Raw genomic sequence first — 23249 nt, forward strand, 5'->3', positions numbered from 1 at the left:
CATTTGCCGGGCAGGGAGTATCTCTGCTACCTTGGCCAGGCTTTGCGCGCCAATGGCGCATCCGATTTGAAGGAGTACGATCATGACAAACAAGACGGGCAAGCCCACCACGACCGATGCGGGAATTCCGGTCGCAAGCGATGAGCATTCGCTGACGGTTGGCCGCGACGGCCCGATCGTGCTGCACGATCACTATTTGATCGAACAGATGGCGCAGTTCAACCGCGAGCGTATCGTGGAGCGCCAGCCGCACGCCAAGGGTGGCGGCGCATTCGGTCATTTTCAGGTGACGCAGGACGTCAGCAAATATACCAGCGCGGCGGTGTTTCAGCCCGGTGTCAAGACGGACACGCTGATCCGGTTTTCAACCGTTGCCGGCGAAAGCGGCAGCCCCGACACATGGCGCGACCCGCGCGGCTTTTCGTTGAAGTTTTATACCAGCGAAGGCAATTACGACATGGTCGGAAACAACACTCCGGTCTTTTTCGTGCGCGATCCGCTGAAGTTCCAGCACTTTATCCGCTCACAGAAGCGGCGCGCGGATAACGGGCTGCGCGATCATGACATGCAGTGGGATTTCTGGACGCTGTCACCGGAAACCGCGCATCAGGTGACGTGGTTGATGGGTGATCGCGGCATTCCGAAAACGTGGCGCAACATGGATGGTTTTTCCAGCCACACCTATATGTGGGTCAATTCCGAGGGCGAGAAGTTCTGGGTCAAATACCACTTCAAGACCGATCAGGGCAATGATTTCCTGACGCAGGCCGAGGCCGACAAGATGGCTGGCGAGGACGGCGATTATCACCGCCGCGATCTGTTCAACGCGATCAAGGAGGGGAATTTCCCCAGCTGGACGCTGCATATGCAGATCATGCCGTTTGAAGAGGCAAAGACCTACCATTACAACCCCTTCGATCTGACCAAGGTGTGGCCGCATTCCGACTACCCGCTGATCGAGGTGGGCAAGCTGACGCTGGACCGCAACCCGACCGATTTCCACACCGAGATCGAGCAGGCCGCGTTCGAGCCGAACAATCTGGTGCGCGGCATTGGCCTCAGCCCGGACAAGATGCTGCTGGGCCGCGTTTTTGCCTATGCGGATGCGCATCGCGCGCGGCTGGGTGCGAACTACAAGCAGATCCCGGTCAACCGCCCGCAATCGCCCGTCCACAGCTATAGCAAGGATGGTGCGATGCGTGTCGATAACGTGTCCGACCCGGTTTATGCGCCCAACTCTTATGGCGGCCCTGCGGCCGATCCGTCGCTCACGGATGAGGCGGATATGTGGTATGCCGACGGTGACATGGTGCGCCAGGCCTACACATTGCGCGAGGACGATGACGACTGGGGGCAGGCGGGTATGCTGGTCCGCGATGTGATGGACGATGCCGCCCGTGACCGGCTGGTTGACAACATCGTTGGCCACCTCAAGGGCGGCGTGTCCGATGCCGTGCTGGAACGCGCGTTCGACTACTGGCGCAACGTTGACAAGACGTTGGGCGACCGCGTTGAAAAGGGCGTCAGGGGCAGCTGATATCTGTCTATGGCGTTTGACATCTGCCCTTGTGATCTGGCGATCGCAAGGGCATTTTTTTGGCAAGGCTGCCCAAGATGCGCTGCGACAGATGTGTTCCGCTATGGGCGCCTTAGTGGCCTGGCTCGTCCAGATCGCCGTGAATCGCGAATTGCTCAAGCCCGGCGGCCTGCGCCTCGATCATGCGGTAGCTTTCCCTGACGCCTGATGCGGTCAGCTCGCGCGTCACGGTCAGCAGGGTGTTGGCGTCGTGTTCGTCGCACAGGTCCGTCATTTGCGACAACTCCTCCAGCGCGACGTTGCGGGCCAGGTCCACCGATGGCGCGCCGTAGATATCGACGAAATGCCGGGCCAGCCGGTCGGCCAGCGCCTCTATCTCGGACGGCTCTATTTGTGTGACGGCGACGAAGGTGGTTCGGCCAAATGTCTCGCAACCCAGCCAGCCATTGGTGAATGCCTGCCGCGCCTTGCCGGTCAGGTCGGCCTCGGACCAGTTGGAGAACTCGAACCCGCCGGAAATGCACCACTCGCCAGTGCGGGCGGGGTTGTGGAACACGCGGGTGTCGCTTTCGTCGAAATGTATGGCGCGGGCAAGTTTCATGCAGGCTCCGTCAGCAGGGCGGTGAGGGGGATCAGCTGCGTTGCCTCCCCGGATTTCAGCAGCAGGCCCAGATGTTCATCCAGGCCGGTGAAGATGCCGCGATGCCCGGCCACGTCGATTTCAGCGTCGCGGTTATGGGCCAGCTCCAGCCAGACGCGGTGCAGCCGGGCGGTGCCATCGTCCGTCCAATCGTTGAGCTGGACCAGCGTGTGACGCACCCACGCCTCCAGCAGGGTGGCCGGGTCCACCTCGCCGCAGCCTTCGGCATATAGCGCGGTGATGCCCGGTGTCAGGCCGGTGTCCTGCGATGGGGGCCAAAGGTCCAGCGACAGACCGATGACCAGCCACGCAGGCACGGCGTCCGGATCCCTATCCGCGGCAGCAATTTTCAGATCGCCGCAATGGCCGCCATTGACGTAGATTTCGCCGCCCCAGCCCAGATGCACCGCCACTTCGGGCGGTGCCAGCGCGCCAAGCGCATGCTGGAACGAGGCGCCGCAGAGCGGCAGCATCGCGGCGGCATCGCGCAACGGGATTTCGGGGGCAAAGACGATGGCCGCGCGCAGCCGGTCATGGCCCAGATCATAGGTCACCAGCCCCGCGTCGCACACATCCCGCGCCTGCGCGCAGGCCAGCGCGAAGGGGTCCGCCCCCTTCGCATCAAGCCCGGTGAACAGCGGTGGGAAGGCAGGCGGCGTCATGCGTGGCCAAGCGCGATCAGCTGCTGCGCGACCGAGCGGAAGCCTGCGGCCTGCGCGCTGTCCGGCGCCGACACCACGATGGGCGCGCCGCCATCGGCGGCCAGCCGGATATCCAGATGCAGCGGGATTTCCGCCAAGAGTGGCACGCCCAGCTTCGCAGCCTCGGCGGCGACACCGCCATGGCCGAACGTGTGTTCCTCATGCCCGCATTGCGAGCAGATATGCGTCGACATATTCTCGATCATGCCGATGATCGGCGTGCCCAGCTGGTTGAACATGTCGATCCCCTTGCGCGCGTCCAGCAGCGCCACGTCCTGCGGGGTGGAGACGATGATCGCGCCCTCAAGCTGCGCCTTCTGCGCCAGCGTCATCTGCACGTCGCCGGTGCCGGGCGGCAGATCCACGATCAGCACGTCCAGCGCGCCCCATTGGACCTGGTTCAGCATCTGCTGCAAGGCGCCCATCAGCATCGGGCCGCGCCAGACAACGGCCTGATCCTCGTTCGCCATCAGGCCAAGCGACATCATCGTGACGCCGTAATTGCGCATCGGCAGGATCGTCTTGCCATCGGGGGAGGAGGGTCGGCCCGTCACGCCCAGCATGCGCGGCTGCGAGGGGCCGTAAACATCGGCGTCCAGCAGGCCGACGCGCCGCCCTTCGGCGGCCAGCGCGCAGGCCAGATTGGCCGAAACGGTGGATTTGCCCACGCCGCCCTTGCCCGATGCAATGGCGATGATGCGGTCCACGCCGGGTATTTTCTGCGGGCCTTTCGGCTCGGCGGGGCGGTTCAGCTTCAGGTCGGGCGGCGGGGTAGGGCTGCTGTGGGCGGTCATCACGACCGACAGCTTTTCAACGCCGGGTAGGGCGCCGACCTTGGCCTCGACCTCGTCCTTCAGTTTGCCATAGGCGGCGGCATGGCTACCGCTGACCTCCAGCACGAAGCGCACGGCGCCGTCCTGAACCGTCAGTGCCTTGACCAGACCGGCATCGACCAGCGGCGCGCCACTGACCGGATCGGTCAGGGTTTGCAGCGCCGCCAGCACCTGTTCGCGCGCAAGCGTCATGTCCGGCTCAGCCCTTGATCGTGCCGGTCACGACATGCTCCAGATCGACACCATCGACGGTCAGCACCATCCTGGCCTCGAACTGTTTGCCTTCGGTGCCTTCGGCATCGCGGAACGCCTCTTCGATGGCCTGCTGCGAGGTCACGCCGACCTGCTTGAGGAATTTGCGCATCGACATGTTGAAATCTTCGCTCATTTTAGTCTCCAATCCTGGGGTTCAGTGATCTTTACGTTTGGACAGATAGTCCTCGGTGGTGCGCACCGCGGGACGCTCGCCCCCGGTGAAGGGGTTGTTTTGCGAATGGAACTGCGCCTGCACGCGGCAATTATCGCACATCTGGATCATCCGCGCAGCAGCCGGATTGGCGAACATCGCGTGTTTTCCGGCCAGTTTCTCCATGATCCGCTCGACCATTGATTTGACGCCAAAGAGGCTGCCGCATTCGACGCAGGCAAACGGCTCTTCCTCGTGCAGGACGGTCTGGCCAAGCGCGCTATCGGTCAGGTTCAGCTGCGGCTGCAAGGTGATGGCATCCTCGGGGCAGACATTGGCGCACAGGCCGCATTGCAGGCACGCCTCCTCCTGAAAGCGTAGCTGCGGCATGTCGGAGTTGTCCACCAGCGCGCCGGACGGGCAGAGCGACACGCACGCAAGGCAGAGCGTGCATGCATCGGTATCGACCAGAACGGCGCCATATGGGGCGCCTGCGGGCAAGGGCAGGATATTGGCATCGGGTGACAGTGCCTTGGCCGCCAGCCGCGTGATCTGGCGGCGCGAGCCCATCGGCAGGATGGGGGTCGCGACCGGACTGGCCATGTCACGGTCAAACAGGTGATCGGACAGCGCGTCAGGGTCGGCGATGTCCAGCAAATCCACGGCACCCTCGGCCCCCATCGCGGCGGCCAGTTCGGCCTGCGCCTGCACCACGTCGCGGTCGGTTTTCGGCGCCAGCAGGATATCCACCCCGGCAAAGCCACTGGCCAGCGCGCCCAGCATTTCGGCATGGCCAAACATTGCCAAGGCTTCGATCTCCAGCGGGATGACATGGGCGGGCAGGCCGCGCCCGAACCGCGCGGCAAGGCGGATCATCTCGGCGCCGTGCGCGTCATGCACCAGCAGGGTGCCCGCCTCACCGCCCGCTTTGCGATAGGCGTCGGCCAGCGTGCCAATGCGGCGAAACACATGATCGACCGGCGGCGCGTCATAGCTGATCGCGCCCGAGGGGCAGACCGCCGAACAGGCGCCGCAGCCGGCGCAGATCAGCGGATCAATCGCCACATGTTCGCCCGCGGGCAGGATCGCGCCGGTGGGGCAGACGTTCAGGCAGTTCGAGCAGGCCGGCTGCTCGGCGCGCGAATGGGCGCAGAGCGAGGTCTCCAGCCGGATATGCAGCGGCTTCTCGAACGTGCCGATCATCTGACTGGCGGCCAGTATGGCATCGGCGACGGCGGGAAGGCTGCCGGGATCGGCGCGCAGATATCCGTCGCGCTTGTCCGGCGCGGGAAACAGGGGGGTGACGCCGGTCAGATCCAGGATCAGATCGCATTCGGACTGTGCGCCATCGCGCGGCGCGGTCAGCGTCGGCGCCCCGCGCCCGCCGGGGATCACCTGCTGAAACGCGTCTATCGTCAGGTTGAACCGGCCCAGCGTTCCCGCGATCTGCTCCAGCCGCCCGGCGCATATGTCATAGCGCGTCGTCACGGGAATATCGGCGTCGGCGGGGACCAGCACCGTCACGGCCAGGATATCGGCCAGCTTTTCGGCGGCGGCAAAGGCGTCCTCGGGCGCGCCAAGGATCAGGCAGGTGCCGTGCGAGGTGACATCGACAGTCTTGGGCAGCGGCTGCGGCAATGCCGCCTCCGCGACAAGCGCGGCCATTTTCGGGGCGGTCGCGGCGCTATCGGCCGTCCAGCCCGCGCGATCGCGAATATCGACGAAATCGGGCATGGGCGCGCCGATATCCTCGGCCAGATCGGCAAAGCGCGCCGCCTCCTGCTGGCAGGCGATCATCACGTCGCCGGCCTGCATGGCTGTGGCGGCCAGATCACTCTGGGATTGGCACAATGCGCTGTGCATTCGCGAACAGGCCACACCAGTCGCCGCGCTCAGTGCGGCGGCGTCGATGCTCTGGCTTCCGAGGCAATCACAGATCAGCAGGGTTTTCGTCATGTCGCCTCCTTGGTGGTGCATAACTAGGCTGAAACGGCGGGGGATGAAAGGCGGTCGGAGCCTGTGGCGCGATCAAATCCGTGACATCGATCACAATCATCGGATTTGCCAATAGCTGGATTGAATATCTTTATATTCCGTGTAGGCTACTGGCCTGACCTATGAAATCAAACATGACTTTGCCAGCGGGTGCCAGCGTGTCTTTCGTCTTTCCAAATTCGCAGACCATCCCTGTCGGGGTTGTGATCCGGAAATCGCCGGGCGTGACGCGGTGGGCGAAATGGGCATGGCGGGTTGTTGGCATATTGCCGGGCGCCGGCCCCGCAGACTGGAAGATTCTGCGCCGCGAGGGGGACGCGGTGGAGTATCACGCGGCGACCCTGCCGCTGGAGCTGTATGTATCCGATACCGAGGCCTACGCGCACGAGCTTCAGACGCGTGCGCCGTCGGTTTATGTCGTGCTGTCCCCCGATGCGTCGGTGAAGGAAACACCGTGGAAAGTGACGCTGGTCACGGCGTCGCCGTATGAGGGGCAGGATTACTGCGACTCGGCCGAGGTCATGGTTGAAAAGGTTCCCATGCCCGCAGGGATGCAGGCCTGGATCGGCGATTATCTGGCCCGCCACCACGAGGAAGAGACGTTTATCAAGCGCAAACAGAAGAAAACGCGCGTTGATGATGTGGAGGACGGCAGAGGCGATCCACGCATCGCGCAGCAAAGCGATGTCTACCGGTCGCCCCGTCTGCGCAAGGCAGCGTCAAAATGAGCCATACCGCCCCATTCTGGGACCGCCGCCGCGCCGCCCTGCGCGCCGAAGCCGAGGCCGAGGCCGCCGCCCGAGAGGCCGCCGCCGAGGCCGCGCAGCAGCAGGCGCAGGCGGAAAAGACAGATGATGAAATCCTGACCGAGCTGGGCCTGCCGGACCCCGACACACTGGCCAAGGGCGATGATTTCGCCGCCTTCATGGCCAAGGCGGTGCCCGAGCATATTCGCAAGCGCGCGCTGCGCAAATTGTGGCGCAGCAACCCGGTGCTGGCCTGCGTCGACGGGCTGAACGACTATGACGACGACTATCTGTCCGGCAGTGTTGGCAACGCGCCGGTGCAGACCAGCTATCAGGTGGGCCGCGGCCTGCTGGCGCATGTGCTGGAGGTCGCGCAGTCGGGTGACGTAGCGGAAGACGCGCCTGCGACCCTCGACACGGAAGCGGCTTTCGCCGATGCTGAGACCCCACGGGATGCGGCGGAGGATGCCAATGATGCCTCCGGCACCGTAGCACCGCCTGCGCCGCCCGAGGTGGATATCGGCAGGCCGCGCCGGATGGTCTTTTACTTCGACGGGAACAGCGCATGACAGTTGCACAGCCCCATTTCCAGATCGACGAAGAGGACCGCCTGCGCGCGGATCTGTATAACTATCTGGGCGCCATGCTGGCCGGTCCGCCGGACGAGATGCTGCTGGCGCAAACCGCGGCCCTGACGGGCGGCGATACGGCGCTTGGCCGCGCGATTGACGGTCTGGCGCGGGTCGCCAAAGTGACCCGGCCCAAAGCGGCGCGGACGGAATACAACGCGCTGTTCATCGGTCTGGGCCGGGGTGAGCTGCTGCCATATGCCAGCTACTACATGACCGGATTCCTGAACGAAAAGCCGCTGGCAAACCTGCGCGCCGACATGGCGCGCCTCAGGATCAGCCGCGCCGAGAACACGTTCGAGCCGGAGGACAACATCGCCTCCCTGATGGAGATGATGGGCGGGATGATTGTCGGGCGCTTTGGCGCGGCGGCAACTTTGCCGCAGCAAAAAGAGTTCTATAACAAGCATATCGGCCCATGGGCGACGCATTTCTACACCGACCTGCAAGGGGCCAGGGCATCGGTTCTCTATGCCTCGGTCGGGGCCGTGGGCGCCGCGTTTCTGGGCATCGAGCAGGAAGCGTTTCGAATGGCGGCGGGCTGATGGCCTGCCGGGCAATACGTGGCCGCGGCCACGATGATGACACGACGCACGAAGGGAGCTTCGAGATGACGGACACGAAACAGGGCACAACCCGCCGCAATTTTCTGAAGATCGCAGGCACCGCCGTGCCGGGCGCGCTGGCCGTGGCAACCGGCGCCAGCGCCGCGCAGGACGCGCCCGCCGAGGTGGACCTGTCATCGCAGGTGATGCAGGACACGGAACATACCCGCGCCTATCTGGCCAGCGCGCGTTTCTAACGCTGCGCTTTTAATACGGTGCGTCCCGCCCGGCACCATCGCGGCAGGGACCACATGACAGTGACCAAGACTGCGGCAGCGCAGAAGTAGGGAGACAGACCATGCTCAGGAAAAAGACCAATGGCACCACGCGCCGCCCCGGCAGGCCGTCCCCGGCGCCTGCCGCGAACTCGAACGTAGATCGCCGCACATTCCTGCGCGGCTCGGGCCTTGCCATCGGCGGTCTGGCCGCTGTTGCCGCGACCGGCGGCACGGTATCGCAGGCAACGGCGCAATCCGCCGTGGAGCGTGTGATTGATATCAAGAAATCGGTTTGCACGCACTGCTCGGTCGGCTGCACGGTGATTGCCGAGGTCGATAACGGCGTCTGGATCGGGCAGGAGCCCGGCTTTGACAGCCCGTTCAACATGGGCGCCCATTGCGCCAAGGGCGCATCGGTGCGCGAGCATGCCCATGGCGAGCGTCGCCTGAAATACCCGATGAAAAAAGAAGGCGGTGAATGGGTTCGCATCAGCTGGGAACAGGCGATCAACGAGATCGGTGATGGCATGATGAAGATCCGCGACGAAAGCGGCCCGGATTCCGTCTATTGGCTGGGATCGGCCAAGCATAACAACGAACAGGCCTATCTTTTCCGCAAGTTTGCCGCTTATTGGGGCACCAACAACGTCGACCATCAGGCGCGGATCTGCCACTCGACCACCGTGGCGGGCGTGGCCAATACATGGGGCTACGGCGCCATGACCAACAGCTATAACGACATCCACAATTCCAAGGCGATGTTCCTGATCGGCTCCAACCCTGCCGAGGCCCACCCGGTGTCCCTGCTGCATATCCTCAAGGCCAAGGAGGAGAACAACGCGCCGCTGATCGTCTGCGATCCGCGTTTCACCCGCACGGCGGCGCATGCCGATGAATATGTCCGCTTCCGCCCCGGCAGCGACGTGGCACTGGTCTGGGGCATCCTGTGGCACATTTTCGAAAACGGCTGGGAGGACAAGGAATTCATCCGCACCCGTGTCTGGGGCATGGACCAGATCCGCGACGAGGTGAAGGCCTGGACCCCCGAAGAGGTGGAGCGCGTCACCGGCGCCCCCGGCGAACAGCTGGAGCGTGTCGCGCGCACGCTGGCCAACAACCGTCCCGGCACCGTCGTCTGGTGCATGGGCGGCACGCAGCACAGCAACGGCAACAACAACACGCGCGCCTATTGCATCCTGCAACTGGCCCTTGGCAACATGGGCCGCGCGGGCGGCGGCACCAACATTTTCCGCGGCCATGACAACGTGCAGGGCGCGACCGATTTCGGCGTCGTGGCCGACTCGCTGCCGGGTTATTACGGCCTGGCCGAAGGGTCGTGGGCGCATTGGGCGCGCGTCTGGGAGGAGGATCTGGACTGGCTCAAGGGCCGTTTTTCCGATGCCTCGGTCGGCGATACCAAGATGATGAACCTGACCGGCATCCCGGTCAGCCGCTGGATCGACGGCGTGCTGGAGGACAAGGCCAATCTGGACCAGCCCGACAACACCCGCTGCATGGTTCTGTGGGGTCATGCGCCAAACTCGCAAACCCGCATGAAGGAAATGAAAACCGCGATGGAGCGGCTGGATATGCTGGTCGTCGTCGACCCCTATCCGACCGTATCCGCCGTAATGCAGGACCGCACCGATGGCGTCTATCTGCTGCCGGCTTGCACGCAATTTGAGACGCGCGGCTCGGCCACGGCCTCCAACCGGTCGCTGCAATGGCGCGAGCGGGTGTTTGAGCCGCTGTTTGAATCGCTGCCCGATCACACGATCATGGCAAAGTTTGCCGAGAAATTCGGCTTTCATGACAAGCTGTTCCGCAACATCGCCATCGACGAGGGCGGCGAGCCGAATGTCGAGGATATCACCCGCGAATACAATCGCGGCATGTGGACCATCGGCTACACCGGGCAAAGCCCGGAGCGGCTGAAGATGCACATGGAAAACCAGCACACCTTTGACCGCACGACGCTGCGCGCCAATGGCGGACCGGCAGACGGTGATTTCTACGGCCTGCCATGGCCCTGCTGGGGCACGCCCGAGATGAAGCATCCCGGCACGGCGCTGCTGTATGATATGTCGATCCCCGTGGCCGAAGGCGGCCTGACCTTCCGCGCCCGTTTCGGGGTGGAGCGTGACGGCGAAAACCTGCTGGCCGAGGGCGTCTATTCCAAGGGGTCCGAGATCAAGGATGGCTATCCCGAATTCACCGTGCAGATGCTGCGCGATCTGGGATGGGACGGCGATCTGACCGAGGACGAGATGGCCAGCATCAACGCCGTTGCCGGTTATCCCGAAGGCGCGCCGCTGACGACCGCGCCCGCCGACGATGGCGGCTCGGGCGAGGATGCGGAAGTGGGCGAGACATCGCAGCAGGGCGAAATTCCATCCGATTATCAGGAAAAATCCGGCGGCGTGAACTGGAAAACCGATCTGTCGGGCGGCATTCAACGGGTTGCCATCGCGCATGGCTGCGCCCCCTTCGGCAACGCCAAGGCGCGGGCCGTGGTCTGGACCTTCCCCGATCCGGTGCCGGTCCACCGCGAGCCGCTCTATTCCAATCGCCGCGATCTGGTGGCCGACTATCCGACCTACGAGGACAAGAAGTTCTGGCGCGTGCCGACGATGTACGCCTCGATCCAGAAGAACGACTTTTCCAAGGATTATCCGATCATCCTGACCTCCGGCCGTCTGGTCGAGTACGAGGGCGGGGGCGAGGAAACCCGCTCGAACCCCTGGCTGGCCGAGTTGCAGCAGGATATGTTTGTCGAGATCAACACGCGCGACGCCAACAACCTGGGCGTGCGCGACGGCGCGCAAGTCTGGGTCGAAGGGCCCGAGGGCGGCAAGGTCAAGGTGATGGCCATGGTGACCGAGCGCGTGGGCGAGGGCGTGGCGTTCATGCCCTTCCACTTCGGCGGGCATTTCGAGGGCAAGGATCTGCGCGATAAATACCCCGAAGGGGCCGACCCCTATGTGCTGGGCGAGTCGTCGAACATCGCACAGACCTATGGATATGACAGCGTGACCCAGATGCAGGAGACCAAAGCGACCCTCTGCAAGATCTGGACAGCATAAGGAGCCGAAGAATGGCACGAGCAAAGTTTCTCTGCGACGCTGAACGCTGCATCGAATGCAACGCCTGCGTCACCGCCTGCAAGAACGAACACGAGGTGCCGTGGGGCATCAACCGCCGCAAGGTGGTCACGATCAACGACGGCAAACCGGGCGAGCGGTCAATTTCGGTCGCCTGCATGCATTGCTCGGACGCGCCCTGCATGGCGGTCTGCCCTGTCGATTGCTTCTATCAGACCGCCGACGGGATCGTGCTGCACTCCAAGGATCTGTGCATTGGCTGCGGCTATTGCTTCTACGCGTGCCCGTTCGGCGCGCCGCAATACCCGCAGGCAGGCAATTTCGGATCACGCGGCAAGATGGACAAATGCACCTTCTGCGCCGGCGGCCCCGAGGAAAATCATTCTGCCGCCGAATTCGCCAAATACGGTCGCAACCGGATCGCCGAAGGCAAGCTGCCGCTCTGCGCCGAAATGTGCTCGACCAAGGCGCTGCTGGCGGGGGATGGCGATGACGTGTCGACCATCTACCGCGAGCGGATCGTCGCACGCGGCTTTGGCGCTGGCGCCTGGGGCTGGGGCACCGCTTATGGCCAAAAGGGCCGGTCGGGAACCCGCATGGGAACCGGCGAATAACCGCGCGCTGCGTTGAACCGCACAAGGTAAGGATCGCCCATATGCTTCGCTTTTTTGCCGCTTTGGTCTTGGCTCTGGGCCTGTCTGTTCCTGCCATCGCGCAGGAGGGCGCGGCAGCCCCGCGCGCCGAAACCGGCGGGGCGCAAACGCTGGACGATATCCTGCGCAGGCAGGCCCAGCAAAAGGTGGATGATGAATTCCGCCGCTCCAACACCGGCGATCCGGCGGCTGCGGCGCCTATCACGGCGCCGCTGGGCACACGCGGCGGACAGTCAGATTCCGATCTGTGGCGCGCATTGCGTTATGATACCGCAGATGTGACGACGCAGACGCGCGGACCGGCTGCGCGGGTGCTGATACAGGACGGCGGCATGTGGTGGCTGAAATTCCGCGAAGGCCCGCTGCTGATCTACGGCGCCGCGCTTTTGGGTGGTACGCTGCTGCTGCTGGCGCTGTTCTACCTCATCCGTGGGCGCATTCGCATCAAGGGCGAAAAAACGGGGCGCACGATCACCCGTTTCAGCGGGGTCGAGCGGTTCGGTCACTGGCTGCTGGCCAGCTCCTTCCTGATCCTGGGTCTGACCGGGCTGATCTCCCTTTTCGGGCGCAAGGTTCTGATCCCGGCCTTCGGGCATGAGGCCTTTGCCACCCTCGCGACAGGGACGAAGTGGATTCATAACAACATCTCATGGGCGTTCATGATCGCGCTGGTGATCATCTTTGTGTTCTGGGTGGTGCATAACCTGCCCGACCGCACCGATTTGAACTGGCTGGCCAAGGGCGGCGGCATCTTCGGCAAGGGCCATCCCCCGGCCAAGAAATTCAACGCCGGGCAAAAGCTGATTTTCTGGTCGGTGATCATCCTCGGCGGGTCGATTTCCGCCTCCGGGCTGTCGCTGTTGTTTCCGTTCGAATTCAACATGTTCGGCGCCACCTTTGCCAAGCTGAACGCAATCGGCGCGCCCGGCTGGGTCGGGCTGGACCCGCTGGCCTATCCGCTGACCCCGCAGGAGGAAATGCAATATGCGCAGCTATGGCATGCCATCCTCAGCCTGATCCTGACCGCCATCATCTTTGCGCATATCTATATCGGCAGCATCGGGATGGAGGGCGCGTTCGATGCCATGGGCAGCGGCGATGTCGAAGAGCAGTGGGCGCGCGAACATCACAGCCTGTGGGTGGATGATCTGCGCGCGTCCGAGATCAGCCAAGGCAAGGAGGCGTAGAATGAAAGCGTTTCTCATATCGCTGGTCGCGCTGGTGCTGATCACCGTCGCCGCGAACCGGATCCTGGTCAGCAGCAATTTCTCGGCGCGCGCCATGACCTATTCATCCGAAAACGTCCGGCTTGACGACCGGATCGGCTGGCGCAAGAAGCTGGGCAAAGGCAACCGGGCCGAGTAGGAGGCGCCGCCGCGCCCCCATACGCCACCTGTCAAAGCCGTTGCAGATAGGCCCATGACACATATCCGTCCAGCCCGCCGGGCTGTTGCATGGATGCCTTGCACCATCGCGTGCTGCCCGTCCGCTCGCAGCTATAAACGCGCACAACGCTGTCGTTGGGCAGTCCGGCGATGACACTGAATCCGGTGCCCGGTCCGGCGCGCAGTTTCAGCATGTCACCCTCCTCGACGCCCGCGACCTTGTATAATCCGCTGGTGCCGCCCATTGTTGCCCCGCATGCGGAAACCGCGCCCAGTGCGACAGCGGCAAGCGCGCCGGTGATGATCTTGCGCATGGTGTTCTCCTGTTTTTATCTGCCTCGGGCGCAGTTTACGCCGCGGCGCTGCGGGCAGGCAACCAGATGGCGCAGGTCACATCGCAGATAAAATCGCCTGCCCGATCATCAGCGTCAGCGGCAAGGTAAAGAAGCTGAGCAAGGTTTGCGTGGTGATGATCGCCGCCATCAGGGGCGCATCACCGCGCATTTCTCGCGCCAGCGTGTAGCTGGCCACGCCGGTCGGCAGCGCCGCAAAGATCAGCGCGATCTGGAGCGTTAGTGGATCGGGACCGATGACCAATGCGGCCAGGATAACCGCGACAGGATTGATCAGAAACTTGCCAATCAGCGACAGGCCGATGATCCGGATGGACCCGGTCAGACCGCGAATTTTCAGATTTGCCCCGACACAAAGCAGCATGATCGGCAGCGCCGCATCGCCCAGAATGCGGGCGATTTCATGCAGCACCGGCACGTCATTCAACCCGGCAAGGTTGAAGATCACGCCAACCCCGATGCTCAGGATCAGCGGGTTTTTCACCAGCCCGCGCAGAATGGATTTGCCGCCGCCACCCAGCTGCTGCGTCATGAGGGTCACGACAGTGACATTCACCACCGGCACCAGCAGGGCAGAGCCCAGCACCGCGATCTGCAATCCGGGTGCGCCGAAAACCGCTTCGGCAATGGCGAGGCCGATGAAAGTGTTGAACCGTGCGCTGCCCTGCAATAGCGAACTGGCCTTGGCCCCGTCCATCCGGCGTCCGAACAGCCATCCGCACAGGACGGCGGTGAAAAATCCGGCATAAAGCAGGGTTGCGTAATCGCCCAGCCCCCCGCTGAGATCCGCCGCCGAAATCTTGGCAAAAAACAGCGCCGGCATCAGAACCCAGTACACCAGCCGGTCGTTGAGGTTCCAGAACTCGGTCGAGGGGATGCCGCCGCGCCGCAGCCCGTAACCCATCAGGATCAGGGCAAAGACCGGGGCGATGGCCAGAAAGATCGTGAACATCGGCGGCGCCTTTCGACGTTGTGCCGGGGCGGCGCCCGTTTAGTCGCTGCCGCGCACCGTGATCTGGGCATCGGGCGCGGGGCGGATTTTCAGCTGCACCGCAAACAGGGCCGCCGCAATCGCCACGCCGATCAGGTCCGTGACCAGCCCGCCCGCGATCATGCACAGCGCCCCGATGACCAGACCCAGCCGCATGAACCATGCTGCCCCGCTGCCGGCGAACCAGCCTTGCATGCCGGACGACAGCAGATAGACGCCAAAGACCGCAGTCACGCCCGCGCGGATCACCTCGAACCACGTGCCGTCCATCAGGATTGCGCCGTTATAGAAGAACATGAACGGCACGATGAAGGCGGAAATGCCGATCTTGAACGACGCCACCGACGTCTCCATCGGGTTGGCGCCGGATATGCCCGCCGCCGCGTAACTGGCCAGCGCCACGGGCGGGGTGATGGCGGACACAACCGCGAAGTAGAATACGAAGAAATGCGCCGTCAGCAGCGGGATGCCCAGCTGCACAAGGCCCGGCGCCACCACCGATGCGGCCACCGCATAGGCCGCCGTTGTCGGCATCCCCATCCCCAGAAGGATCGCGATGCACATCGCGAAAAAGAGGGCAAGGAACTGGCTGGCCTCGGCAAGGCCCAGCAGCACGGACGAGAACCGCGCGCCGACGCCCGTCAGGCTGATCACGCCGACGATGATGCCCGCGCAGGCGCAGACGGCGATGATCTGGATCGACATGATGCCCGCCAGCTCGAACGCCTTGATGATGCTGCGCGGGCCCATGCGGTAGGGGGTCAGCCACGACACCACGGCGGCGGCGGCAGTGGCCAGCGTGCCGGCGCGGATTACGGAATAGCCCATGAACAGCGCATAGATCAGGATGATGATGGGAATGAACAGGAACACCCGGCGGACCATGTCGCGCAACTTGGGCAGCTCGTCCGAGTTCATGCCGCGCATGCCCAGCTTGGCCGCCTCGAAATCGACCATGAAGTAGATCGACACGAAATAGAGCACCGCAGGAATGATCGCGGCGATGGCGATGTCGGTATAGGGAATGCCGGTAATTTCGGCCATGATGAAGGCGCCCGCGCCCATGATGGGGGGCATGATCTGCCCGCCGGTCGATGCCGCAGCCTCGACCGCGCCGGCGGTGCGCGCCGGGTAGCCGACCTTCTTCATCAATGGGATGGTGAGCGAGCCTGTGGCGACGACGTTGCCTGCCGAGGTGCCGTTGATCATGCCCATCAGGCCGGAGGCAAAGATCGCCACCTTGGCGGGGCCGCCGCGCGCGCGCCCGGCGGCGGCAAAGGCGAAGTTCACGAAATAATCGCCGACCTTGGACGCCTGAAGGAAGGCGGCGAAGATGATGAAGAGGATGATGTAGGTGGAGGAAACAGCGGTCGTCGGCCCGAGGATGCCCGCATCGGTGTAGACCTGGCTGAAAAAACGGGTCCACTGGATATTCGGCGCATTCAGGAAGCCGGGCAGCATGTCGCCGGTAAAGACATAGATCAGGAAGATCCCGGAAATCACGATCAAGGCAAGGCCGGCAACGCGGCGCGTCAGTTCCATGATGAGGGCGGTTCCGACAACGGCGGCGAGGCTGATTCCGATCGGCGCAAAGGGCGTGCCGGTCGAGTTGCGCATGAGCGTGCCGTAGATGGTGATCAGGTAAATCGCCACGGCAATCCCGCAGATCGACAGCAGGATGTCGGCCACCGCCACCTGACCACGCTCGCGCCCGCGCAGCCAGCCGACGACGATGCCGATGGTGGTCGCGGCGATCAGGGGCAGGCCGTAGTGATAGACCTCCAGGGATTTATACTCGGGGCTCATGCCATTCCATTGCACGCCGCCCGCGATCTGGCTGGCGATGCTCCACGCTGTCCAGATGGCGTAAAGCGCGGGGATCATTGCGGCCCATGCCAGAATATCCAGCCAATGACGCGAACGGCCTTCGCCCTCGTCAACAAAGGCGCGCGCGGAATACAAGGTAAAGCCGAGGATCAGCGCGCCGGCGATATGCACGATGCGGAAATTCCAAGTCTCCATCGGGAAGGTCGGCAGCAGGGGGATGCGCACGCCCGTCCATTCCTGAATTGACATGCCGTTCAGCGCGGCGATGTGGAAGAACGCATAGACCGCAGACATCGTCGCCATGATCATGTAGGTGCGCCCGGCGAACACGCGCTGGTTGCCGCCGATGGGTTCGTCATCGACGCCCTCTGCGATGATCGGCCCTTGCGGATCGCTGCTGTGCTGGTCGGTCATCAAATCGTCTCCCCCGAGGTGCCGCATGCGCGGCATGGACATGCCGCCCCGAAAGGGGCGACATGCAGGATTCCAAAGCGGTTCAGTTGCCGTAGATCATGTCATCGGGGATATCGGCGCCCGCGTTTTCCTTGAACCATGCGGCCGCGCCGGGGTGCCATTTCAGCACTTTGTTCTTGTCCCAGTTTTCCGGCAGGGTCGATGCGGCGGCCTTGTGGATGCCGGTCATGCGTTCGTTATCGGACATGACGATGTCGACGGCGGCATTGACGAAGGATTCGGGCAGATCGCAGTTCGCAATCGCAAAGTTCCACATCGAAACCGAGCGCGCGTCTTCGGTCAGCGTGCTGTAGGTGCTGGCCTTGATCGTGAAATCCGAGACTGGGAATGCCTCGATCAGCTTGGCCTGCTCCTCTTCGGTGAACTCGATGATGTTCACGTCTGTCTGCACCTCAAGCTGGCTGACGGCGGGCACCGGGATGCCGGCGGCGAAGGCGATCACGTCCAGCAGACCGTCCTGCAACTGGCCGCCCAGATCGGTCCAGCCACCATTGCGGCGCTCGTAATCGACGCCCAGCGTGTCCATCATGCGCGGGAAATAGGTGTCCGAGGTGGACCCGGCAGGGCCAAAGCCGATCTTGGCACCGGCGGGAATGTCGCTGACGGACGCAATGCCGGACGACGCCAGCGCGGTGACGGAAAACGGTGTCTGGTACATCGGGAACATCGCGCAAGCCTGCGTCATCTCCAGCCCCGGCGCGATGGGGTTTGTGCCGCCCAGCGATTCCGCTGCCGGGCCCATCGTGGTCATGCCGAACGCGGCCTCGCCGGTGTGGACCAGCGCCATGTTCTGCATCGGCCCGCCGGTGACTTCGCCGCCGCCCGTCAGGCCCAGCTCCTTGGCCACAAGGTTCGCCCAACCCGAGCCATAGGCGAAATACGTGCCGCCCTGGCTGGCGGTTCCAACGGTAAAGCTGCTGGGCCAGTCCGATTTATCGACGTCCTGCGCCACGGCGGCGCCCGCAAGAATGGTGCTGGCCGCAAGTATTGCTGTGAATTTCATGTTTTTCTCCCTTATTGGTCGCATGGCGCGAACGGCATGGACATGCCCTTGTGGCCGCTGCGATGCACATACATCCAAATAGAGGTTCTATGCCGCCGCATGACAAGGTAAAAATGGCCGCATCCTGGCGAAGTGGGTCGAATCCGGGGGAATTTTAGTATGGGCTGCGGCGGTTCATGCAGCTTTGCCACGCGAATGGCAGCCGCGCCGCTCAGAATATGCGGCGCCGCCTTCTCTTGGCAGGTGGTGGGGCGGAATGGCCGGTCGGGCCAATGGGGCAGGGCCCGCCCCTGGCAGACACAGCTGCGGCCCGGCTATTTCTGTATTGACTGGATCCAGGCAATCAGATCGGCAATCGGCTGGCTGGTCATGATGGCCTCGCCGGATGCCGTTTGCAACGTGACGTCGCTGCCTTCAAAGAAATCGCCATAGACCGGCATTGGCGATCCGTGACTGACCAGTGGATCACGCCCGTCGATGCGCCAGACCACTTTCTTGAGCGGAAAGTCATCGCCATTCCCACGTTGCAACTGCGTCAAATCCGTTGGCTGCAACAGCAGCACCGGCGCCATCGGCCCGTTGCCGTCGGCATCCAGCCCGTGACAGCTTGCGCATCTGTGTTGAAATACACGCTCCCCTTCTGCGATGTCCTGAGACGTGGCGGGCGCGGCGATGATCATCGCGGCCAAGATTGCTGTTTGTAGACCCTTCATGGAACCCTCCCTGATGCGTCATGGCATATTGACCAACGGCGGCTTTGTTTGCGTTGATCGGGATCAATCCGCGCTGCGTTTTGCCGTGGCATCGATGTGCGCTGAGCGTCATTTGTTGGACGGCATCCGATGGCCTGACTCTGCAACCGCCGGCCGGGACACGCCTTGGCCCGCGTCCGATCCAGACAGATTAGAAGGTGACACTGTGCCCAAGTCGGTCAATACTGCACACAAAACAGGGAGAGCGTGAATGAAATCCGTGACAAGAACCACTCTGCGCGTTGGCGCGATTCTGGCGGCCACTGCGGGCGCCGGCATGGCCGCTGAAATGGGCGCCGTTGACGAGCCGATCAAACTGGCGGTGAATGAATGGACCGGACAGCATGTCACGACCCGCATCGCGGGCGAGATGCTGGAGGCGGCCGGTTACAAGGTTGAATATGTCACCGCCGGTTACATGAACATGTATCGCGCGCTGGCAGACGGTGAAATCGACGCGGCGGTCGAAATCTGGTCGTCCAACGTCTCGGACGACTATGCCAAGCAGGTCGAGGCCGGCGGCGTTGTCGACCTGGGCGATCTGGGCCTGACCGCCAAGGAGGGCATCGCCTATCCCGCCCATGTCGCCGAGATTTGCCCCGGCCTGCCGGCCTGGGAGGCGCTGAAGGATTGCGCGGGCCAGTTTGCCACCGCCGAAACCCTGCCTGCGGGCCGTCTGGTGGATTATCCCGCGGATTGGGGCACGCCCGGCGCGGACCGCGTCAGCGGGTTTGATCTGCCGTTCAAGGCGGTTCCGGCCGGATCGGAAGGGGCGCTGATCACCGAATTGCGCGCCGCGACCGAGAAGAAATCACCCCTGCTGATCACCTTCTGGCAGCCACATTGGGCGATGTCGGCCTATGACGTCAAATTCGTGGAACTGCCCGAGGGCGAGCAGGCGTGCTTTGACGATCCCAGCTGGGGACCGAACCCTAACGCGACTTATGACTGCGATTTCACCCCGACCCGCGTGTTCAAGGCGGCATGGTCCGGTCTGGCCGACAAATGGCCCGCCGCGGGCGAGATCCTGAGCAATATGCAGCTCAGCGTCGAAGACCAGCAGCCGCTGATGGGGCAGGTCGATGTGGACGGGCAATCGGTGGAGGAAACGGTTGATGCCTGGATGCAGGCCAATCCGGACAAGTGGCAGCCCGTTGTCGATGCGGCGACCGAGTAAACCCGGCGCGCCATTGCGGCGGCTGCCAGAGCGGTGCAGACAGGAAAGCTGGTGATTGGATGCGCACACTGCGCCGCCGGCCCCCGAACGATCCGGAGACGTTGATGACCGATACTGCCCCCCCGGATCAGCCTGCGATCCGCTGCCGCGATGTCTGGCAGGTCTTTGGCACCGGGGCGGCCAAATGCCTGCCCGATGCGCTGGATCGCGCGGGCGGCGACGTGCGGCAGGCCGCGCAGATCCTGCGCGATGACGGTCTGGTTCCGGCGGTTCAGAATGTCAGCTTTGACGTCAAGCGCGGCGAGCTGTTTGTGATCATGGGCCTGTCGGGATCGGGCAAATCGACGATCCTGCGCTGCATCTCGCGCCTGATCGACGTGACGGCCGGCCAGATCGAAATCGACGGCGAGGATATTCTGACCGCCTCCAAGGCGCGCATGACGCAGCTGCGCCGCCGCAAACTGGGCATGGTCTTCCAGCATTTCGGCCTGTTCCCGCATATGAGCGTTCTGCAAAACGTCGCTTTTCCGCTGAAAATGCAGCGGCAGGGCCGGGCAGAGCGCCTGCGGCGCGCGCAGGAAGTGATTGATCTGGTCGGCCTCAAGGGCCGCGAGGGCGCGTATCCGCGCCAGCTGTCCGGCGGCCAGCGCCAGCGCGTCGGCATTGCCCGCAGTCTGGCGGTGAACCCGGACGTGTGGTTTCTGGACGAGCCGTTCAGCGCGCTCGATCCGCTGATCCGGCGCCAGTTGCAGGACGAATTCATCGACATCCAGGCGCGGCTGCGCAAATCTATTGTGTTCATCACTCATGACATCGCCGAGGCGCTGAAAATCGCCGACCGCATTGCCATCATGCGCGACGGCCAGATCGTGCAGATCGGCACGCCCAGCCAGATCGTGCTGGAGCCGGCGGATGACTATGTGCGCGATTTCACCCGCGACGTGGCCAAGGGGCGCCATGCGCGGCTGTCTTCGGTCCTGCGCCCGGTGGACCCCGATGCGCCGCCCGCGCCGGACGATCCGGGCCTGACCGTGGACATGACGCTGGATGAGGCGCTGAACGCCTGCATGCTGCTCTATCAGCCGGTGCCGGTGCGGGGCCGGGATGGTCAGATCGTCGGCATGATTGATCCGGCCGATCTGGCGAACGCCTTGCAGGTTGATCCGTAATGCGCGTGGGTGGCAGCACTGGCAGGCGGCCGGGCGCCGGCACAATCGCCGCGCTGGTGGTGCTGGCCACTGGCGCGCTGTGCATGGCGCTGGTGCCGCATCTGCCGTGGCTGGGCCAGTTTCCGGACGCCTGGACGCTGCCGATGTCGGCGTGGATCGACACCTGGCTGACGTGGTTCTTGAACCTGATCAAACCCGGCGCGCGCCTGCTGTCTGCGGCGCTGGCCTATCCGATGGGCTGGACCAAGGCGCTGTTGCTGCACACCCCCTGGCCGCTGCTGGTGGCGCTGGTCACGGCGCTGGGTTGGTATGTCGGGGGGATGCGTCTGGCGCTGCTGGGCTTTGCCGGGTTCAGCTTTGTCGTCGCCTCCGGCTACTGGGTCGAGAGCATGAACACGCTGTCGCTGGTCGCCGTATCCGTGCCGCTGGCGCTGTTGCTGGGGGGCGCGACGGGCATTCTGGCCAATGAGGTGCCGCGCGTGAAATCGTCGGTGCAGACGGTTATGGACGTGATGCAGACAGTGCCGACATTCGCCTATCTGACGCCGCTTTTGCTGCTGTTCGGCTTTGGCCCGGTGGTGGGCCTGATCGCCTCGGCGATTTATGCCGCGCCGCCCATGGCGCGCAACGTCATGCTGGGGCTGGAGCGGATCGAGACAGATATCAAGGAGGCCGCGATCATGTCGGGCGGCAACCGGATGCAGCAACTGTTCCTGATCGAAATCCCGTCCGCTGCGACGCAGATCATGGTGGGCGTCAATCAATCGCTGATGGCCGCGCTGTCGATGGTCATCATCGCCGCCGTGATCGGCGGGTTCAACGATATCGGTTGGGAGGTGCTGCTGACCATGCGCAAGGCGCAGTTTGGCGATGCGCTGCTGGCCGGGCTGGTCATCGTGGCCTTCGCCATCGTGATCGACCGCAACAGCGCCGGCATGGCACGCCAGCAGGCGCGCCATTCGCGCCGGATTACGCTGGCGATCATCGCGGTGGGCGCCTTTGTCGCCGTGCTGGCGTGGCTCTATCTGCCCGCTGCGGGCCAGCTGAAGCTGCTGGTGCCGGTGGCCGATTGGGTGGACGGGCGGCTGACGGTGTTTGTACGCGCCAATGGCGCGGCGCTGGATTCGATCAAGAATACGGCGATGTTTTACGGCCTTTTGCCGCTGCGCATCGGGCTTGACGGCGCGGTGCTGCCCTTCACGTGGGGATTCCAGTGGACCGGCTGGATGAGCGCCGCGCTCCTTGCCGCCTCTGCCGCCATTGGCGGCGTGATCGCGTTTCAGGGCCGGGTGGCGGCGGGGCTGCTGGTCCCCATTCTGGCGGGGATGGTCGAGACGGGCATTGCCGAGCTGCCATGGCCCTTCGTGCTGATCGGCGCGGGCGCTGTCGGCTGGGTCGCGGGCGGGCGCCGTCTGGCGCTGTTTGCGGTGCTGATGCTGGCGGCGGTCCTGCTGTCGGGCTTGTGGGAAAAGGCGCTTTGGTCGCTGTACCTCTCGGGCGCTGCCGTGCTGACCTGTGCCATCCTTGGCGGGGCCATCGGGCTGATCTGCGCGCTTAGCCCGCTGGCGTGGCGCGTGGTGCAGCCGGTTTGCGACATGCTGCAAACCATCCCGCTCTTCGTGTTCCTGATCCCGGTGCTGATGTTTTTCCAGATCGGCGAATTCTCGGCCTTCCTTGCCATCATCCTTTACGCCATCGTGCCGATGATCCGCTACACGCGGCACGGGCTGGTCAGCACGCCGCCCGACCTGATCGAGGCGGCGGTATCGTCGGGCGCGACCACGTGGCAGACCATGCGCGAGGTGCGCGCGCCCTATGCGGCGCCGACGATCCTGCTGGGACTGAACCAGACGATCCTTTATGCCTTTGCCATGCTTGTGATCGCGGCGCTGATCGGCACGACGGGACTGGGGCAGTCCATCTTTGTGGCGCTGGGGCAGGCGGATGTGGGGCTGGGCATCACATCCGGCGCGGCAATGGCGATTCTTGCGCTGGTCGCGGATCGGCTGGTGCAGGGCTTCGCGGCCGAGCGGCGACGCGCGCTCGGCCTGTGA

The 23249-nt window shown here is 63.9% G+C and carries 22 protein-coding genes; 12 read left to right on the top strand and 10 right to left on the bottom strand.

Translation table 11 applies throughout. The features are described from left to right. Positions 1-82 precede the first annotated feature (82 nt). On the top strand, positions 83-1537 hold the full coding sequence (locus tag DQ230_RS10880; RefSeq protein ID WP_113912620.1) for a catalase: 1455 nt from the start codon (positions 83-85) through the stop codon (positions 1535-1537). Between the two features lie 112 nt (positions 1538-1649). Here the strand turns inward: DQ230_RS10880 and DQ230_RS10885 are convergent, their stop codons facing one another. From DQ230_RS10885 to DQ230_RS10905, 5 genes are read right to left on the bottom strand one after another with little or no spacing between them, the layout of a single operon-like run. Beyond that, positions 1650-2138: a DUF6505 family protein gene (locus DQ230_RS10885; RefSeq protein ID WP_113912621.1), complete on the bottom strand. Its 489-nt coding sequence runs from the start codon at positions 2136-2138 to the stop codon at positions 1650-1652. Then, positions 2135-2839, bottom strand: coding sequence for a biotin/lipoate--protein ligase family protein (locus DQ230_RS10890; RefSeq protein ID WP_113912622.1), 705 nt, complete (start codon positions 2837-2839; stop codon positions 2135-2137). The genes DQ230_RS10885 and DQ230_RS10890 overlap by 4 nt, the downstream gene beginning before the upstream one ends. Continuing rightward, positions 2836-3903: an Mrp/NBP35 family ATP-binding protein gene (locus DQ230_RS10895; protein WP_113912623.1), complete on the bottom strand. Its 1068-nt coding sequence runs from the start codon at positions 3901-3903 to the stop codon at positions 2836-2838. The genes DQ230_RS10890 and DQ230_RS10895 overlap by 4 nt, the downstream gene beginning before the upstream one ends. Before the next feature lie 7 nt (positions 3904-3910). After that, positions 3911-4099 carry a DUF6494 family protein gene (locus DQ230_RS10900; RefSeq protein WP_113912624.1) on the bottom strand — a complete coding sequence of 63 codons (189 nt, stop codon included), beginning with the start codon at positions 4097-4099 and terminating at the stop codon, positions 3911-3913. Positions 4100-4120: 21 nt separating this feature from the next. Next, on the bottom strand, positions 4121-6073 hold the full coding sequence (locus DQ230_RS10905) for a 4Fe-4S binding protein (protein ID WP_113912625.1): 1953 nt from the start codon (positions 6071-6073) through the stop codon (positions 4121-4123). A gap of 173 nt (positions 6074-6246) precedes the next feature. On the opposite strand from DQ230_RS10905, the gene DQ230_RS10910 reads away from it, so the two are divergent. From DQ230_RS10910 to DQ230_RS17110, 8 genes are all read left to right on the top strand, one after another. Next, entirely contained in the window at positions 6247-6840 is a 594-nt protein-coding gene (locus DQ230_RS10910) for a DUF3305 domain-containing protein (RefSeq protein ID WP_113912652.1), read from the top strand. Beyond that, positions 6837-7427 (top strand): DUF3306 domain-containing protein, encoded by a 591-nt coding sequence (locus tag DQ230_RS10915; protein WP_113912626.1) that lies wholly within the window; start codon positions 6837-6839, stop codon positions 7425-7427. Before DQ230_RS10910 ends, DQ230_RS10915 begins: the two co-directional genes overlap by 4 nt. Next, positions 7424-8032 carry a TorD/DmsD family molecular chaperone gene (locus DQ230_RS10920; protein WP_113912627.1) on the top strand — a complete coding sequence of 203 codons (609 nt, stop codon included), beginning with the start codon at positions 7424-7426 and terminating at the stop codon, positions 8030-8032. Before DQ230_RS10915 ends, DQ230_RS10920 begins: the two co-directional genes overlap by 4 nt. 65 nt (positions 8033-8097) lie before the next feature. Beyond that, a complete protein-coding gene (locus tag DQ230_RS10925; RefSeq protein ID WP_113912653.1) occupies positions 8098-8289 on the top strand; it encodes a twin-arginine translocation pathway signal protein in 192 nt (63 codons plus the stop codon). Between the two features lie 101 nt (positions 8290-8390). Continuing rightward, a complete protein-coding gene (locus DQ230_RS10930; protein WP_113912628.1) occupies positions 8391-11393 on the top strand; it encodes a formate dehydrogenase subunit alpha in 3003 nt (1000 codons plus the stop codon). Positions 11394-11404: 11 nt separating this feature from the next. Further along, the gene (gene fdh3B, locus DQ230_RS10935) at positions 11405-12025 is read left to right on the top strand and encodes a formate dehydrogenase FDH3 subunit beta (RefSeq protein ID WP_113912629.1); all 621 of its coding nucleotides are present in this window, start codon (positions 11405-11407) and stop codon (positions 12023-12025) included. 41 nt (positions 12026-12066) lie between these two features. Further along, positions 12067-13251 (top strand): formate dehydrogenase subunit gamma, encoded by a 1185-nt coding sequence (locus tag DQ230_RS10940; RefSeq protein ID WP_113912630.1) that lies wholly within the window; start codon positions 12067-12069, stop codon positions 13249-13251. Position 13252: 1 nt separating this feature from the next. Then, entirely contained in the window at positions 13253-13429 is a 177-nt protein-coding gene (locus DQ230_RS17110) for a hypothetical protein (protein WP_162497424.1), read from the top strand. Positions 13430-13460: 31 nt separating this feature from the next. On the opposite strand, the gene DQ230_RS10945 is transcribed toward DQ230_RS17110, so the two are convergent. The 5 genes from DQ230_RS10945 to DQ230_RS10965 all read right to left on the bottom strand — a co-directional run bounded on the left by DQ230_RS10945 (position 13461) and on the right by DQ230_RS10965 (position 18810). Beyond that, on the bottom strand, positions 13461-13763 hold the full coding sequence (locus tag DQ230_RS10945) for an SH3 domain-containing protein (RefSeq protein ID WP_113912631.1): 303 nt from the start codon (positions 13761-13763) through the stop codon (positions 13461-13463). A 76-nt stretch (positions 13764-13839) separates the two neighbouring features. Further along, positions 13840-14754, bottom strand: a complete 915-nt coding sequence (locus DQ230_RS10950) for an AEC family transporter (protein WP_113912632.1) — start codon at positions 14752-14754, stop codon at positions 13840-13842. Positions 14755-14793: 39 nt separating this feature from the next. Further along, positions 14794-17034, bottom strand: a complete 2241-nt coding sequence (locus DQ230_RS10955; RefSeq protein ID WP_113912633.1) for a TRAP transporter permease — start codon at positions 17032-17034, stop codon at positions 14794-14796. Positions 17035-17116: 82 nt separating this feature from the next. After that, positions 17117-18097, bottom strand: coding sequence for a TAXI family TRAP transporter solute-binding subunit (locus DQ230_RS10960; RefSeq protein ID WP_113912634.1), 981 nt, complete (start codon positions 18095-18097; stop codon positions 17117-17119). A 314-nt stretch (positions 18098-18411) separates the two neighbouring features. Beyond that, positions 18412-18810 (bottom strand): c-type cytochrome, encoded by a 399-nt coding sequence (locus DQ230_RS10965; protein WP_113912635.1) that lies wholly within the window; start codon positions 18808-18810, stop codon positions 18412-18414. A 250-nt stretch (positions 18811-19060) separates the two neighbouring features. On the opposite strand from DQ230_RS10965, the gene DQ230_RS10970 reads away from it, so the two are divergent. The 3 genes from DQ230_RS10970 to DQ230_RS10980 all read left to right on the top strand — a co-directional run bounded on the left by DQ230_RS10970 (position 19061) and on the right by DQ230_RS10980 (position 23249). After that, positions 19061-20026 carry an ABC transporter substrate-binding protein gene (locus tag DQ230_RS10970; protein ID WP_113912636.1) on the top strand — a complete coding sequence of 322 codons (966 nt, stop codon included), beginning with the start codon at positions 19061-19063 and terminating at the stop codon, positions 20024-20026. A 104-nt stretch (positions 20027-20130) separates the two neighbouring features. Beyond that, positions 20131-21195, top strand: a complete 1065-nt coding sequence (locus tag DQ230_RS10975; protein ID WP_113912654.1) for a quaternary amine ABC transporter ATP-binding protein — start codon at positions 20131-20133, stop codon at positions 21193-21195. Next, positions 21195-23249: an ABC transporter permease gene (locus DQ230_RS10980; protein ID WP_113912637.1), complete on the top strand. Its 2055-nt coding sequence runs from the start codon at positions 21195-21197 to the stop codon at positions 23247-23249. The genes DQ230_RS10975 and DQ230_RS10980 overlap by 1 nt, the downstream gene beginning before the upstream one ends.

Origin of the sequence: Roseovarius dicentrarchi (genome assembly GCF_003316635.1) — a bacterium.
Classification (GTDB): domain Bacteria; phylum Pseudomonadota; class Alphaproteobacteria; order Rhodobacterales; family Rhodobacteraceae; genus Roseovarius; species Roseovarius dicentrarchi.